Raw genomic sequence first — 16,102 nt, 5'->3', positions numbered from 1 at the left:
GTTGTACGTCAGCTGCAGCCGGAGGTGCTGCCGCAGCCCTCGCACACGTAGCACGAGCCGGCGGGGCGCATCTTCGTGCCACACGTGAAGCAGAGCGGGCTGTCAACGGCGGTGCCGGTGATGATCTCGAGCAGCTCGGCGGAGGTCTTGGCGGCACGCTCCGGCGCGGGAGCCTCCGAGACGACCTCGGCGTCCACGACGTTCGACGTCTCGACGACCTCGGGCAGGTCCTTGCGGACCGGCTCGACGGTCTTCAGCGAGTCGGCCTCGGAGAGCTCGAGCGGCTCGTACGAACCGGTCTCCAGGTGGCGCTGGCGCTCCTCAGCCGAGTAGATGCCCAGGGCGGAGCGGGCGTCGAAGTCGAGGTAGTCCAGGGCCAGGCGGCGGAAGATGTAGTCCATGATCGACTGCGCCATGCGGACGTCGGCGTCGTCGGTCAGACCGGCCGGCTCGAAGCGCAGGTTGGTGAACTTCGCGACGTACGTCTCGAGCGGGACGCCGTACTGCAGGCCGATCGAGGTGGCGATCGAGAAGGCGTCCATGACACCGGCGAGGGTCGAGCCCTGCTTGCCGAGCTTGAGGAAGACCTCGCCGAGCGAGCCGTCCTCGTGCGCACCGGAGGTCATGTAGCCCTCGGCGCCACCAACGGTGAACGACGTGGTGCGCGAGACGCGGGACTTCGGGAGGCGCTTGCGGGTCGGCGCGTAGACGACCTTCTCGACGATCTTCTCGACGACCTCAGCCTCGGAGGCAGCAGCCTTGTCGGCGGCGTCCTTCTTGGCCTTGCCACCACCGTCGGCGAGCGGCTGGCCCACCTTGCAGTTGTCGCGGTAGACGGCGGTCGCCTTGAGCCCGAGCTTCCAGGACTCCATGTAGACGTCCATGATCTCCTCGACGGTCGCCGTCTCCGGCAGGTTGACCGTCTTCGAGATCGCGCCGGAGAGGAACGGCTGGCAGGCAGCCATCATCCGGACGTGGCCCATGGGCTTGAGGGCGCGGGCACCCATCGCGGTGTCAAACACCTCGTAGTGCTCGAGCTTGAGGCCGGGGGCGTCGATGACGTGGCCGTGCTCGGAGATGAACTCGACGATCGCCTCGACGGTCTCGGCGTTGTAGCCGAGCTTGACCAGGGCCCGCGGGATCGTCTGGTTGACGATCTGCATCGAGCCGCCGCCGACGAGCTTCTTGAACTTGACCAGCGAGAAGTCCGGCTCGATGCCGGTGGTGTCGCAGTCCATCATGAAGCCGATGGTGCCGGTCGGCGCGAGGACGGAGGCCTGCGCGTTGCGGAAGCCGTTGACCTTGCCCAGCTCGACGACCTTGGCCCACTCGGCGGAGGCCAGCTTGTGGATGTCGCCGTCGATCGAGGAGAGCGTGCGGATCTGGTCGTCGGCCGCCTGGTGCTTGCGCATGACGCGCTGGTGCGCCTCGGCGTTGCGGGCGTAGCCGTTGTACGGGCCGACGATCGCGGCGAGCTCGGCCGAACGACGGTACGACGTGCCGGTCATGAGCGACGTGATTGTCGCCGCCATGGCGCGACCGCCCTCGGAGTCGTAACCGAGACCCATCGCCATGAGCAGCGCGCCGAGGTTGGCGTAGCCGATGCCGAGCTGGCGGTAGTCGACCGTGGTCTTGCCGATCGGCTCGGTCGGGAAGTCGGCGAAGCAGATGGAGATGTCCATCGCGGTGATGATGACCTCGACGGCCTGCGCGAAGCGGGTGGCGTCGAAGGTGTCGTCGTCCTTGAGGAACTTCAGCAGGTTGAGCGACGCCAGGTTGCACGAGGAGTTGTCGAGCGACATGTACTCCGAGCACGGGTTGGACGCGGTGATGCGACCGGTCTCGGGGTTGGTGTGCCAGTCGTTGATGGTGCCGTCGTACTGAATGCCCGGGTCGGCACAGGCCCACGCGGCCTCGGCGATCTTGCGCCACAGCGAGCGGGCGTCGACGGTCTCGATGACCTCACCGGTGGAGCGCGAGCGGAGACCGAACTCCTTGCCCTCCTCGACAGCGCGCATGAACTCGTCGGAGACGCGGACCGAGTTGTTGGCGTTCTGGTACTGGACCGAGGTGATGTCCTTGCCACCGAGGTCCATGTCGAAGCCGGCGTCACGGAGGGCGCGGATCTTGTCCTCCTCGCGCCACTTCGTCTCGACGAACTCCTCGATGTCCGGGTGGTCGACGTCGAGGACGACCATCTTGGCCGCACGACGCGTGGCGCCGCCCGACTTGATGGTGCCGGCGGACGCGTCAGCGCCACGCATGAAGGAGACCGGGCCCGAGGCGGTGCCGCCGGACTTCAGCAGCTCCTTGGAGGAACGGATGCGGGAGAGGTTGAGGCCGGCGCCGGAGCCGCCCTTGAAGATGAAGCCCTCCTCCTTGTACCAGTTGAGGATCGAGTCCATCGAGTCGTCAACCGAGAGGATGAAGCAGGCGGAGACCTGCTGCGGGGCCGTCGTACCGACGTTGAACCAGACCGGGGAGTTGAAGGAGAAGTACTGGTTGACCAGCAGCCAGGTCAGCTCCTGCTCGAAGACCGCGACGTCGGCCTCGGTGGCGAAGTAGTTGAAGTCGCGGCCGGCCGCGACGTACTTGCCGACGACGCGGTCGATGAGCTGCTTGAGGCTCTGCTCGCGGTTGTCAGCACCGACGGCACCACGGAAGTACTTCGTGGTGACGATCGTCGAGGCGTTGACGGACCAGAAGTCCGGGAACTCGACGCCACGCTGCTCGAAGACGGTCTCGCCGGTCTTCCAGTTGGTCTGGACGACGTCGCGACGCTCCCAGGTGATGGCGTCGTAGGGGTGCACACCCTCCGTGCTGAAGACGCGCTCCATCTTCAGTCCCTTCCCCGCCTCGCTGGTTGCCTGCTGTGCGGCGGAAACCGTCTCGGTCATCGTCTCTCCATTTCCCATGATCTGCCGGCGTGATGCTTGTCTGGCTGCTGCTGGTGCTGCGTACTGCTGGTGCTGCGTTGTTTGGAGGCCCGACAACAAGCTTCCCCACTCGATGCCGGGCCGGTCTGTGTCACCCGGTAGGGGTGAGGTCCTTCTCGTACGCCGGATCGGCGGCCGCCCTCTCCAGGCGGAGCGCGTCGATCTCCTTGGCGAAGTCCTCGGCGGACTCGAAGGCGCGGTAGACGCTCGCGAAACGGAGGTAGGCGACCTCGTCGAGGGCCCGGAGCGGGCCGAGGATCGCGAGACCGACCTCGTTGGCCGGGAGCTCCGCCTGGCCGCTGCAGCGCAGCGCGTCCTCGACGTCGTGCCCGAGGCGAGCGAGCTGGTCCTCGGTGACGGGACGACCCTTGCAGGCCTTGCGCACACCGCTGATCGCCTTGTCGCGGTTGAACGGCTCGGTCGCGCCGGAGCGCTTGCTGACCATGAGCTGCATCTGCTCGACCGTCGAGAAGCGGCGGTCACAGGCGGGGCAGGCCCGGCGGCGCCGGATCGCTGCTCCGTCGTCGGCGACACGGGAGTCGAGCACGCGGGTGTCGGTGTTGCGGCAGTGTGGACAGTGCATGGCCGCGACCCCTCTCGTACGTCGATCTGCGCCTGAACGCCTGTGGATTGCTGTGGAAAAGTGCGCCCGAAGTGTTGATGACGCCCATCACACCTGTGAACTACATGTGGAAAACCACAACGGTGTAACTACTAGATGTAGTGGTAACCGTACGTCGCGACCACCAGAGCCGCAACCCACCCCTTCGGCAATGCCGGGAGGATCGGCGTGTCGAATGTGGCCCAGGTCGCAAAAGCGCAGGTCAGCACGGAAGAGCCGATTTCCGATGAGGAAATCGCGGGTCGGCGTGTCGGGCGTGTCGTCGATTGTTGGTCATGCGGAGGGCTTTGCCGTGACAGAATCCCCGGGTGACGAACGGGCCGAAGCACGCAGGCAGCCGCAAAGCTCCGCGTGGCGCCCGACCCCGCCGCTCACTTGACGCGCGCGTCGCGAAGTACGCCGTCGGCGTCACCCTCTGTGTCGTCGCCTGGGGCTACCTCGTCTGGGCCGCGATCGACTTCGGCGCAACCGCGCGCGGCGGCAACAGTGCGGCATGGTTCTTCCTGCTGCTCGCCTGCATCGGCGCCGCCTCCTGCCTCTTCGCCGGCCTCATGCTCGGCGTACGCCTGATGACCGTCCTCGGCATCATGACTCCCCCGGCCGGCTCGGCCGAGGCGCCGGCTCGCCCCTCCGGCGGGCGTCGCGCCGCACGCTGACCGCGTGACGCAGGCCTCGAAACTTTTTTCGAACAAGGTCTTGCATCGTTCGAACACATGATCTAACTTCGATCACGTGTTCGATCGAACGTCTGATCGATCTCCCGACCGGAGCCGCACCGCGGTTGTGTCGGGGGCCCTGATTAGACATTCGCTCGTCACCCCGACCGACTCTTCCCCGGAGGTCCCGATGAGCACGATCAGCTTCGCCCCCACGTTCGAGATCCGCCCCGCCCGCACGGCCCAGGCTCCCGCAGGCCAGCTCCGGCTGACCCGCCGTGGGCGCCTGGTCGTCTTCCTGGGCGCCGTGCTCGTCGCGTTCGCGCTTGCCATCGTGATCATGGGCGGCTCCAGCGCCTCGACCGAGGCCGGCGGCACGCCGACCGCCACGGAGCGCATCGTCGTGGCGCCCGGCCAGACCCTCTGGGACATCGCCGCCGCCCACAGCGAGGGCGACGTCCGCACGACGATCGACGCGATCGAAAAGCTCAACGCCCTCGACAGCGTGATGCTCCACGCCGGCCAGGAGCTCTTCATCCCGGTCGACTGACACAGACTGCGGCCACTACTGGTGGGTGGCCGCCCAGATTCCCGCGCGTCGCTTCGACCCCGGCGCGCGGGATGGGGAAGACGCAGGGCGGGTGCTGCAAGGGAAGGCAGCCCCGCCCTGCCTCACATTTCGGGTCTCGATACACCGCTCGTTCCTCGCGTCACCCGACCTCGGACGGCCGACACGCCGTTCGAACACATGTTTGAAGCCGTGCGCGATCGCGGCTACGTTGGAACCACACCGACCAGCCCTCCACGACGTAAGGCGCAGACGATGGCGACTCCTCCTCGCAAGGTCTCCGAGCTCCCCGACGGCCCTGCTGACGCGACCGGCCTGACGCCGCGCCAGCAGCGCATCCTCAACGTCATCCGCGACGCCCTCGAGGACCGCGGCTACCCGCCGTCGATGCGCGAGATCGGCGACGCCGTCGGCCTGACGTCCTCGAGCTCGGTGTCGCACCAGCTCAAGGTCCTGGAGCAGAAGGGGTTCATCAAGCGCGACCCCAACCGCCCCCGCGCGATCGAGGTCTTCCTGCCCGAGGTGCTCGCCGCCCGCCGCTCGATCGGCGCGGCCGACGAGTCGACGTACGACGAGACCGGCATCGGCGACTCTGTCCCCGCAGCGACGTACGTGCCGGTCGTGGGCCGCATCGCCGCCGGTGGCCCGATCCTCGCCGAGGAGCGCGTGGAGGACGTGTTCCCGCTGCCCAAGAGCCTGGTCGGCGACGGCACGCTCTTCCTGCTCGAGGTCTCCGGCGACTCGATGATCGATGCCGCGATCTGCTCCGGTGACTACGTCGTGATCCGCCAGCAGCCGACCGCCAACAACGGCGACATGGTCGCCGCGCTGCTCGACGGCGAGGCCACGGTCAAGACCTTCAAGAAGAAGGACGGCCAGGTCTGGCTGATGCCGCACAACGATGCCTACGACCCGATCGACGGCACGCACGCCTCGATCCTCGGCATCGTCACCGCGGTCCTGCGCCGCGTCTGACACGCTGGGCGTCGTGACGCCCCGACGCTTCCTCACTGCCCTCGCCGCGACCTCGGTCCTGGCGGGGGCAGCGGCATGTACGCCGAGCGCCCAGACCGCGACTCCGCCCGGCACGGCGAGCTCGTCCGCCAGCGTCCCCAGCCCGGGCGGCGACGCCGGCACGGCAAGCCTCGACGCACTCGCGTCGTCCGCCGCGGCGGCCGTGAAGTCGATGAGCGTGCCCGTGCCCGGCACGGTGCCGCCGACCTGGCTCGGCACCCGCGCACTCCCCCTGCGCGCCGATGGCTACGGCGAGATCCGATCGACGCCGAAGGAGCTGCGTCAGCGCCGGTTCACCCTGCCTGACACGGTGGCCGAGCTGCCCGGCGCGGGCTTCGCGTCGCGAATCGTCACCCCGGCGCCGACCGACGTCATCGCTCGCTCGACCTGGCAGCCCGGCTGCCCCGTCGGGAAGGACGACCTCTCCTGGATCCGCCTGACCTTCCGCGGCTTCGACGGGCAGCGCCACACCGGCGAGCTGTTGCTCAACCGCTCGGTAGCGGCGGACGTCGTCTCGGCGTTCCATGACCTGTGGCGGCAGGAGTTCCCACTGGAGGAGATGCGGGTGACCACGCGCGCCGAGCTCGACGCCCCGCCGTACGGCGACGGCAACGACACCAGTGCCTTCGTCTGCCGGCCCGCGGTCGGTTCGACCCACTTCAGCGAGCACGCCTACGGCCTCGCCGTGGACGTGAACCCGTTCCAGAACCCGTACACCAAGGGCGACCTCGTGCTGCCCGAGCTCGCCAGCTCCTACCTCGATCGCGACCGCATCCGCCCAGGCATGCTGACGCCCGCCGCCATCGCGGCGTTCGCCCGGATCGGGTGGGAGTGGGGCGGCGACTGGCACTCGCTCAAGGACCGGCATCACTTCAGCCTCAACAACCGCTGAAACCACTTACTACCTAAGGGTAGTAATGCGCCGCGGGCGCGCGTATGGTCGGCTCCATGGCCGATTCGCACCTCTCCCCCGGCACCCCGACTCCCTGGACGGAGCCGGAGGCTGACCCCGCAGCGTTCACCCACGGGGTGCACGACGGACTGGGCCTGCTGATGGCTCCGACCGCGGCGCTGCTGATGTTCGGCGCGTGGTCGAGCACGGTGTTCGCGTGGGCGCCCGCGTCCCCGCTCGCGGCGGCCATGACGGCGACGGGGTTCATCGCGGCGGTCGTGCTGGTGGTCCGCTCGCGCAACGCCGATCGCCAGGCCCTGGACCTGGCCTCGGTCGCGCTCCTCGCCGGGTCACTCGCACTCGCGATCGCGACCGGGCTGCACCTTCGCGAGCTCGGGAAGATGGACCCGCTCGGTCCGCTCACGCTCAGCCGGATCGTCGCGATCGTCTGGATCCCCACGATGGTGATCCTGCCGCTCGTGCTCCTGCACTGCATCCGGACGCTCCGCGCCGCCGGGCTCCCGGAGCGGGCTCCGTCCGGGCTGCTGCGGCTCGGTGGTTTCCTTGCGGCGGCGCCCCTGCTGGTCGTCGCCCTCGGTGTCTTCATCGATCCCGCGCGGGCCGCCCGCTGGATCCCGTTCGAGGCCAGTGCCCTCGATCTTCGCGCGATGGCCTCGATCCAGCTCGCGATCGGCGTCGGCATCCTCCACGGCGTACGACGGGCCGCGCCGCGCGACCTCGCGGCCGGGCTCGCCGGGCTGATCACCTACACCATCCTCGTCATCGGCGCCCTTGTGGTGCTCCGCAGCGACGTCCACGCCGACCTGCACAGCACGCTCGCGGTCGGGATCTGGCTCGCGCTGCTCGCCGGCGTCGCGGCCGCCGGCGTACTCCTGCACCACGTGGACCGCGACTTCCCCGAGGTCTTCGCCGCCCCGACGTTCGAGCCTGCCGAGGACTTCGGCTTCTACGGTCCGGGCAGCGTGACGTGGAAGGTATGGAGCTATCCGACGAGTCTCACCATCGGCTTCCAGCGCGCCGTCGTGATCGAGGAGCTCGACCCCCACCTGGTCGCCGCGGTGACGAAGACGCACGGCATCTACGACCGCCCGCGGACCCGCTACGACCGGACGCTGCGCTACTTCGCCATGGTCGCGTTCGGCGACAGCCGGTCGACGGCCAAGGCAGCCGACGTCCTGGTCCGGATCCACGCGAAGGGCATCGGCCTCGACCCTGAGACCGGCACCCGCTACGACGCCAACGACCCCGACTCGCAGCTGTGGATCCTGCTCACCGGCTGGCACTCCATCCTGATGGCGTACGAGCGCTACGGTCCGGGACAGCTCTCAGCGGAGGAGGACGCGCAGTACTGGGCCGAGTGCGCTCGCGCCGCCGAGCTGCAGACCTGTGACCCCGACCAGGTGCCGCGCAGCCGCGAGGGTGTCCGCGCCTACTTCGAGGAGATGCGCCCCCAGCTGATCGGCTCCGAGTCAGCACGCGCCGCGATGCACCACCTGCTCCAGGCCGAGGTCATGCTGCCGCCGATGTCGCCCCTGCTCCGTCCGGCGACGGTGGTGACCACGCGGATCCTGCGCCGCGGCACCCTCGCCACGATGCCTCCGTGGATGCGCGAGATGTCCGGCCTTCCGGTCAACCCGCTCCTCGACGCCGCCGTTCGGCCGGTGCTCCGCGCCGCCTTCTGGGCGGTCAGTCTCAACACCGCCGTCCAGCTGATGCTGCTGCGAATCATCTCCCCGATGACCCTGCCCCTCGCCGGGCCGGTCCTGCAGGGGCTCCCCGCGCAGAACCAGCGGACGCTGACCCCGCGCCAGGCGCAGGCGGAGTACGGATTCGAGGCTCCTTCCGTCGCGCACGCCGACTTCCGCGCCACCCAGGTACGCCGGGTGTTCAGCGAGGGCACTGCCCCGCAGGAGGACGGCATCCTGGAGTCGCAGCCGATCCTCGGCAACATCGACTGACTGAGCCCGGGAAGCTCAGCAGGGAGGGACCGGCGCGGGTCGGCGCCGGCGCGCTCAGACGTGCGTCGGCCCGCGCCACATGTCCGCAAGCGGCCCGGTCAGTTGCCGGCGAGCCGCTTCAGGGCGGCGCGGACCATCTGCGGGTCGACGGTCGGCCACATCGGCGGCAGCGACGCGCGGAGGAAGCCTCCGTAGCGGGCGGTCGCCAGACGCGGGTCGAGCACGGCCACCACGCCGCGGTCCGACGACGTACGGATCAGACGACCGGCACCCTGAGCCATCAGCAGCGCCGCATGCGTCGCAGCGACGGACATGAAGCCGTTGGCCCCGGCCTTGTCGGCAGCCTTCTGGCGGGCCGACATCAGTGGGTCGTCGGGCCGCGGGAACGGGATCCGGTCGATGAGCACGAGCGTGCAGGTGTCGCCGGGAACGTCGAGGCCCTGCCACAGCGACAGCGTGCCGAACAGCACGGTGTGGGGGTCCTCGACGAACTGCTTGGCCAGCTCCGGGAGCTGCGCGTCCCCCTGTGCCAGCGTCGTCAGGTGCGGCAGCCGCGCCCGGACCTCCTCGGCCGCCGCCTCGGCTGCACGCCGGGAGGAGAACAGTCCGAGCGTGCGCCCGTCCGCCGCGTCGATCAGGTCGACGATCTCATCGAGCTGCGCCTTGACCAGGCCGTCGCGCCCCGGGGGCGGGAGGTGCTTCGCGACGTACAGGATGCCCTGCTTGCCGTAGTCGAACGGCGAGCCGACGTCGAAGCCACGCCACGGCTGGACGCCCTCGCCGCGGGGCGGGGGCTCCGCGCCGTCGGGCACGCGCTCGGTCGGCTTGAGACCGAGCGAAGACGCGACAGCACCGAAGTCGCCGCCCAGCATCAGCGTCGCGGAGGTGAAGACCACCGTCTTGTCGGCGAGCAGCTTGTCGCGGATCTGGCCCCAGACCTGCAGCGGCGCCAGGCAGAGCTGGGGGCCGCCGTGCTGCGGGAGCCGGTCGTTGCGCCACAGCACGTCCGACTCGAGGTCGGCCGCCATCCGCTCGGCCACCGCGAGGACGTCGCCGACCATCGCCTTGGCCTGCGTCTTCGCCGCGTCGGCCTCGTCGCCCGACTTCTCCTTCGGGAACGCCGAGAAGCACGCGCGCGCCGCGTCGCGCACCAACGCCAGTGCATCGGCCAGCTCGACCGTCATCCGCTCGATCCGGCCCGGCGAGAGCTCCGCGAGTGCGTCGGTGAGCACGTCGGCAGCGTCCAGGAGCTCGTCCGCCTCGCGGCCGTCGACCTGGCGAGCGGCCCGGCGACCGGCCCGCTCGACGTCTCCGGGAGCCAGCTCGGAGGACGCTGCCTGCGTCACGCGCGCCACGAGCTCATGCGCCTCGTCGATGACCACCGCGTCGTACTCCGGGATCATCGGGATGCCCTCGATCGCGTCGATCGCGAGGAGGCTGTGGTTGGTGACGACAAGCTGCGACGAGGCAGCCTTCTCCTTGGCCTGCTCGGCGAAGCACTCCTCGCCGAAGGCGCACTTGGCCTTGCCGAGGCACTCGCGCGCGCTGACGCTGACCTGTCGCCAGACCCGCTCGGTGTGGCGCGGGGCGTTGTCACGCTCGCCGGACAGGCCACGCTTCGCTTCGTCCTCTGCCCACTCGCGCAACTCGATGACCTGCTCCCCCAGCGAGCCGACCGGCGCCTCCACGAGCACGCCCTGATCATCAGGAACGCCTTCGCGGATCCGGTGCAGGCAGGCGTAGTTGGAGCGCCCCTTGAGCACCGCGTACGAGGTGTCGATGTCGCGGTGATGACCGATCGCGTCCATCAACCGCGGGATGTCGCGCTCGACGAGCTGGTGCTGCAGCGCGAGCGTCGCGGTCGCGATGACGACCCGGTCGCGGTGGAGCAACGACGGCACGAGGTAGCCGAGCGACTTGCCGGTGCCGGTGCCGGCCTGGACCAGGAGGTGGGTCTCCGACTCGAGTGCGTCCGAGACGGCCTCGGCCATCGCGACCTGCCCTGCGCGCTCGACACCGCCGAGCGCGGTCACCGCCTCGGCGAGGACCTCGCGCACGCGGGACGGGGCGGCGGCTTCAGACACCAGAGAAGACTAGACGGGCCCACCGACGTTCCCGCGCGCCCGTCAACAGGTGTCACTCGCCGAAGCAGGCCTCCCCGCTGTCGAGGCCCTTGCCGTCGCAGCCCTTCGCCCCGGGAACGACGTAGTCGTTCATGGCCGGCGGGTGGTTGAACGACACGATGGTGGTGCCGTCGGGGAAGACGACGGCGATGAATCCGCCGTGTGCCTGGCCGTTCGGTACGAACGTGTCGGTGGCGATGTAGTACGTCCCGGCGACACCGCCGCCGCTCGGGTCCTTCTGGGTCTGGATGCAGTCGTGCGCCGCAGCCGGACCGGCCGCGAGCGCGAGAGCCGCGACGGCGCCTGTCGCCAGCCCGGCGCAACGGATCAGGAACATGGGGAACTCCTCTGCAGGTAGGGACGTGACCCGACCACGCTCGTCCTCCTGCCGTACGACGCGCCAGCGCCCGGACTCACGACTGGGGTCATGGGTTCCGGGCGCTGGTGGAATCAGGATCGCCCCGCTGGGGCCGTCCCCTGATCCGCTGTCAGAACTGGACGGTCGGCGGCGCGTCCTGGCCCGCCGGGGCCTGGTAGAAGTCGCGCTTCGAGACACCCGTGACGCCGGCGAAGAAGGCCCACGGGAGCGTCGCGATCGAGGTGTTCAGCGAGGCGGCGGCGTCGTTGTAGTACTGCCGCGCGAAGGAGAGCTTGTTCTCGGTGTCGGAGAGCTCGGCCTGCAGCTGCTGGAAGTTCGCCGAGGCCTTGAGGTCGGGGTAGGACTCCGCGACCGCGATCAGCCGACCGAGCGCCTGGTTGAGGACACCCTCCGCGGCCGCCTTGTCCGCGACCGAGCTGCCCTGCGCCGCCTTCTGTACGCCGGCACGCGCCGCCGTGACCGCCTCGAGCACGCCGGCCTCGTGCGCGGCGTACCCCTTGACGGTGTTGACCAGGTTGGGGATCAGGTCGGCGCGTCGGGTGAGCTGGACGTCGATGCCGCCGAGCGCCTCGTCGACGGAGACGTTCTGCGAGCGGAGCTTGTTGAAGCCGGTGACGAAGAAGGCCAGCAGCGCCAGCACGACGACGACCGCGATGATGATGCCGATGATCATGAGGGTTCCCCTTGGGATCGATGTATCTGAAGTTCTACCAGTGCCGTACGAGCGCAGCCGGGCTCACCAGGAGCCGCCGCCACCGCCTCCACCACCGAAGCCACCGCCGCTGAAGCCGCCACCTCCACCGGAGCTCGACTGGCTGGACTGGTAGGCGCTGATCGAGGAGCTGACGGCGCTGTCGAAGCTGTCGAATCCGCCGGTCCCGAAGCCGCCACCGCCTCCCCCGATGTAGCCCCCGCCGTACCAGAGCGGGACCGGAGCAGCAGTGCCCGTGGCCGCTTCGTACTTGCGGGCCCAGGCCTCGGCGCAGCCGAACGCGACCGCGAACGGGACGAACGCCGTGTAGAGGTCCTTGCGCGCGGAGAAGTCGAAGCGCGACTCGGCGCTGTCGGTCGACAGCATCCGTCGGAATCCGCCGGCGCGTGACCAGAGGTCACGACCGACCTTGGTCCGGTACGTCGTGGTCTCGGCGCGGATGAGCCCGACCGCACCGATGACGAATGCGGCCGACGGCCAGGCGATCAGGCCGAAGAGACCGGCGCCGAGGAAGGCTGCAAGGCCCGTGATCAGCACCGTCAGGCCGAAGATCACCCGCAGCCACGGCACGTTGGCCGACAGCGACAGGTTGCCCGACGCGATTCCCCAGCGTCGGGCCCGCCCGGGCAGCGACGACACCAACGTGGCGAGCTCGGAGCCCGCGCCCTTGTGACGGTCGACGTGGAACGTGCCGCCCTGGGCAGTCACGCCCAGCGAGGAACCGACGTGCCGAGAGACCTCGTCGACCTCGGCCCACTGCTCCGGCGTGCCGACGCCCACCACGGTCCACGAGTTGTCCTCGTGGTGCTCCAGCGTGACGAGACCGCGCTCGCCCAGGTGGAGCAGCGTCGCGGAGAGGGCAGCCTTCGGCACCCGCTCGTTGGCGACGTACGCCGTCTGGATCGGGCCGAGGCCGGCCGGCGGCTCGAAGAGCACGGGGAATCCGGGAGCCGATTCACGCGTCGATCGTTCGATCAGCCTGCCGATCACGAGTGCCCCCACTCCGAGCAGCCCGAGGAAGGCGGCGACCCAGACATTGCGGCCGAGGATGGCGTCCCACGGCGCGCTCCACGGAACGGTGGTGGCCGACGACGGCTTCGTGTCGAGGCGAGTGCTGAGGGTGACCGGGGTGTCCGGATCGAGACCGCCGACGGCCAGCTGCACCGTGCTGCCGTCGACACTGACGTCACAGGTCGACTGGAGGACGTTGCAGCGAGCGTCTCCGGCAGCAGCAGGCAGGTGGACCGCAACCGCGGCCTTCGTGATCGGCATCCGCCAACCACCCGGCACGACGTCCCAGACGAACTCCGACCCCGTGTCTTCGCCCGCCCAGCTACCCGGACCGACTCCGCTGCCGGGGCTGCGCAGCACCCCGTCCACGGCGTACCGGATGACGTAGGTGTGGACGCCGGGGGTCAGGATTGCGCCAGCGTCACCGATCTTCGCGACGCGGAAGCGCCGCCCCTGCTCCCACGACATCGCGACGGTCGCCGGGGCGCCGTCCTGCGTCACGGAGATGTCGCGCGGCACGTTGCGCCGGTGCGGATCGGCTCCGTCGGCGAGGTCCCAGAACCGGAAGATGCCATGGCGCCCTTCGGGCATCGCGACCTGCAGCGTCTCGACCGCCTCGAGCGTGCCGGCCTTGTCGACGGTCAGGTCGACCTTGTAGTCGCTGATCGTCGCCGGGTCGTACGCCGAGGCGCTGTCGCCGGACGCCGAAGCGAAGAGCGGCCAGACCACGATCGCCGCCACCGCGAGCAGCGACGCGATCACCGTGAGCAGGCCGACCGAGAGGCCCGCGATGTTCTTCCCCCGCATGCCGGCGAGCATAACCACGCACACCGACGGCCGGGGGCGCCTCGGACGAACCCCTGGAGAACGCCGTCAGAGCAGCGCCGCGACCGCCCGGCCGAACTCCTCGTGCCCCGCCTCGGTCAGGTGCAGGCGGTCGTGGAGGTACGGCAGCTCCAGGCCGGTCACCGACAGGTAGCGGACGTGCTCGCGCGCAGCCTCGTCCGCGAGGACGCCGTCGACCCGCGGCATCTCGGCAGCGCGCGCAGGCGCCGCCACCGGACCCACGATCACCACGTCCCGCATCGGGATCCCGCGGTCGGCGAGGTGCGCCAGCACCCGTCGTACACCGTCGCGGACGGCCTGCGAGGGGCGGTCGTACTCGTTCAACCCGCCCTGGAGGATGACGAGGTCAGGCTGGGCTCCGGTGCGCAGCAGCGCCTGGTCGACCCGGTCGGCGTACGAACGGTCGCGGCACTGCGAGGCGCCGCGCGAGAAGCCCGAGCCCGAGAAGCCGTCGACGTGGACGCGCCCCGGCAGGTACCGCGGCCAGGACCGCCCGACGTGGTAAAGGCCTCGGCCGGCGGACCACGAGTCGCCGATCACGAGCACGCGCCGACCGTGGCCGGTCACGATCGCGGCCCGCTCCGAGCGCGCTTCAGCTGCCCGCTGGCAGAAGCTCTTGTGGCCGTGGGACCACCCCGCGCCCGCGACGACCAGCAGCCCGGACAGCACCAGGACCACGACCGCGATCCGCTGCCGTGGCCCGAAGCTGCCCACACGTGGCCCGAGTGCGGTCACGCGGACAATCGTGCGGCCGCGCAGCCCTCCCCCGCAGGCGAATGGGCGAAAGACTCAGACGGCGTAGGTCGACAGCTCGCCGGCGAGGTCCTCGTTGGCGCGCCCGGTGACCCGGGTGCCGTCGGCCGTGTGCTCGAGGGTCGCGATCTCGCCGGCCCGGTGGATCCGGTCGACGAGGTCGCCACGCGAGTACGGCAGGAGCACGGAGAACTCCACGCCCGGGCGCGGCAGCTCGGACTCGACCTGCGCGAGCGCCGCGGCGATGCCCTGCCCCGTCTTCGCCGAGACCACGACACTGTGCGGCTCGCGGCGCTGCAGCCGGTCGAGGACCAGCGGGTCGGCCGCGTCGGCCTTGTTGATGACGATCAGCTCGGGGATCGCGCTCGCCCCCTCGATGTCCGCGAACACCTCGCGCACCGAGGCGATCTGCAGCTCCGGGTCGGGGTGCGAGCCGTCGACGACGTGGAGGATCAGATCGGCCTCGCCGACCTCCTCGAGCGTGGAGCGGAACGCCTCGACGAGCTGGTGCGGCAGGTGCCGGACGAAGCCGACGGTGTCGGACATCGTGTACTCGCGGCCGTCGGCCGTCGTCGTACGCCGGGTGGTCGGGTCGAGGGTGGCGAAGAGCGCGTTCTCGACGAGCACACCGGCGTCGGTGAGCTTGTTGAGCAGCGACGACTTGCCGGCGTTCGTGTAGCCCGCGATGACGACGCTGGGGATCTGGTTGCGGTGGCGGCTGAGTCGCTTGGTCGACCGGGTGCCGGTCATCTCCTTGAGCTCGCGACGGAGCTTGGCGATCTTGTCGTTGATCCGGCGGCGGTCGGACTCGATCTTGGTCTCACCGGGGCCACGGCCACCGATACCGGCACCGCCGGCGACGCGACCACCGGCCTGGCGGGAGAGGTTGCCACCCCAACCACGCAGGCGCTGCTTCATGTACTGCAGCTGGGCCAGCTCGACCTGCGCCTGGCCCTCCTTCGACTTCGCGTGCTGGGCGAAGATGTCGAGGATGAGCGCGGTGCGGTCGACGACCTTGACCTTGAGCTTGTCCTCGAGGTTCCTGAGCTGAGACGGCGCGAGCTCGCCGTCCATCACGACGGTGTCGGCGCCGCTGAAGTCGACGATCTCCCGGACCGCGTCGACCTTGCCGCGGCCGATGTACGTCGCCGGGTCGGGCTTCTGCCGCCGCTGGAAGACGTTGTCGAGCACCTCGGCACCGGCCGTCTCGGCGAGCAGCGCGAGCTCGGCCATGGCGTTCTCGGCGTCCTGCTCGGTGCCCTCGGTCCAGACGCCGACAAGGACGACCCGCTCGAGCCGGAGCTGGCGGTACTCGACCTCGGTGATGTCCTCGAGCTCGGTGCGCAGACCCGCCACACGCCGCAACTGGTGGCGCGCGGCGAGGTCCATGTCACCGGTGGAGAGCTCCTCCGGGTCGGCCCCGCGCAGGGAGGCGTCGGCGGCCGGGTCGTACGCCGGCTCGTCGTCGTCCGCGTAGCCGGACTCGTAGTCGTCACCCCAGCCTTCGGTGGCCAGGAGGGCGTCGCTCAGGTCGACCTGCTCGGGAGCGTCAAAGGCGTCTGCGTTACTCATACGCCCTCAAGCGTAGGTCGCAGACGCCTTCAACGGCGA

General features: G+C 69.9%; 13 protein-coding genes. 5 read left to right on the top strand and 8 right to left on the bottom strand.

Annotation, left to right across the window (positions count from 1 at the left end; all coding sequences use genetic code 11):
• Positions 1 to 8: 8 nt before the first annotated feature.
• Positions 9 to 2,897, bottom strand: coding sequence for a vitamin B12-dependent ribonucleotide reductase (locus tag EPD65_RS04280; RefSeq protein ID WP_131581922.1), 2,889 nt, complete (start codon positions 2,895 to 2,897; stop codon positions 9 to 11).
• Between the two features lie 130 nt (positions 2,898 to 3,027).
• Positions 3,028 to 3,519, bottom strand: coding sequence for a transcriptional regulator NrdR (gene nrdR, locus EPD65_RS04275; protein ID WP_131581921.1), 492 nt, complete (start codon positions 3,517 to 3,519; stop codon positions 3,028 to 3,030).
• Between the two features lie 347 nt (positions 3,520 to 3,866).
• Between nrdR and EPD65_RS04270 the strand changes: the two genes are divergently transcribed.
• The 5 genes from EPD65_RS04270 (at position 3,867) to EPD65_RS04250 (ending at position 8,667) form a co-directional block, all read left to right on the top strand.
• Entirely contained in the window at positions 3,867 to 4,214 is a 348-nt protein-coding gene (locus EPD65_RS04270; RefSeq protein WP_131581920.1) for a hypothetical protein, read from the top strand.
• A gap of 190 nt (positions 4,215 to 4,404) precedes the next feature.
• Entirely contained in the window at positions 4,405 to 4,764 is a 360-nt protein-coding gene (locus EPD65_RS04265) for a LysM peptidoglycan-binding domain-containing protein (RefSeq protein ID WP_131581919.1), read from the top strand.
• 273 nt (positions 4,765 to 5,037) lie between these two features.
• Complete coding sequence (gene lexA, locus EPD65_RS04260) at positions 5,038 to 5,757, top strand: transcriptional repressor LexA (RefSeq protein ID WP_207891401.1); 720 nt, start codon at positions 5,038 to 5,040, stop codon at positions 5,755 to 5,757.
• Positions 5,758 to 5,770: 13 nt separating this feature from the next.
• Positions 5,771 to 6,688 carry a M15 family metallopeptidase gene (locus tag EPD65_RS04255; protein ID WP_243640440.1) on the top strand — a complete coding sequence of 306 codons (918 nt, stop codon included), beginning with the start codon at positions 5,771 to 5,773 and terminating at the stop codon, positions 6,686 to 6,688.
• 56 nt (positions 6,689 to 6,744) lie between these two features.
• Entirely contained in the window at positions 6,745 to 8,667 is a 1,923-nt protein-coding gene (locus EPD65_RS04250; protein ID WP_243640439.1) for an oxygenase MpaB family protein, read from the top strand.
• Positions 8,668 to 8,765: 98 nt separating this feature from the next.
• Here EPD65_RS04250 and EPD65_RS04245 read toward each other — a convergent pair whose 3' ends face one another.
• The 6 genes from EPD65_RS04245 to hflX all read right to left on the bottom strand — a co-directional run bounded on the left by EPD65_RS04245 (position 8,766) and on the right by hflX (position 15,880).
• The gene (locus EPD65_RS04245; protein WP_424450300.1) at positions 8,766 to 10,754 is read right to left on the bottom strand and encodes an ATP-dependent DNA helicase; all 1,989 of its coding nucleotides are present in this window, start codon (positions 10,752 to 10,754) and stop codon (positions 8,766 to 8,768) included.
• Between the two features lie 49 nt (positions 10,755 to 10,803).
• A complete protein-coding gene (locus tag EPD65_RS04240; protein ID WP_131581916.1) occupies positions 10,804 to 11,127 on the bottom strand; it encodes a hypothetical protein in 324 nt (107 codons plus the stop codon).
• 151 nt (positions 11,128 to 11,278) lie between these two features.
• The gene (locus tag EPD65_RS04235) at positions 11,279 to 11,842 is read right to left on the bottom strand and encodes a LemA family protein (RefSeq protein ID WP_165872869.1); all 564 of its coding nucleotides are present in this window, start codon (positions 11,840 to 11,842) and stop codon (positions 11,279 to 11,281) included.
• Positions 11,843 to 11,905: 63 nt separating this feature from the next.
• Complete coding sequence (locus EPD65_RS04230) at positions 11,906 to 13,699, bottom strand: DUF2207 domain-containing protein (RefSeq protein WP_207891399.1); 1,794 nt, start codon at positions 13,697 to 13,699, stop codon at positions 11,906 to 11,908.
• A gap of 66 nt (positions 13,700 to 13,765) precedes the next feature.
• On the bottom strand, positions 13,766 to 14,473 hold the full coding sequence (locus EPD65_RS04225; protein WP_165872868.1) for an SGNH/GDSL hydrolase family protein: 708 nt from the start codon (positions 14,471 to 14,473) through the stop codon (positions 13,766 to 13,768).
• Positions 14,474 to 14,527: 54 nt separating this feature from the next.
• Positions 14,528 to 15,880: a GTPase HflX gene (gene hflX / locus EPD65_RS04220; RefSeq protein ID WP_207891406.1), complete on the bottom strand. Its 1,353-nt coding sequence runs from the start codon at positions 15,878 to 15,880 to the stop codon at positions 14,528 to 14,530.
• Between the last annotated feature and the right edge of the window lie 222 nt (positions 15,881 to 16,102).

This window comes from Nocardioides jejuensis (assembly GCF_004337475.1).
Lineage (GTDB): Bacteria > Actinomycetota > Actinomycetes > Propionibacteriales > Nocardioidaceae > Nocardioides > Nocardioides jejuensis.
Note: the sequence above shows the minus strand (reverse complement) of the source record. Positions and strands in the feature narration are given on the sequence as shown.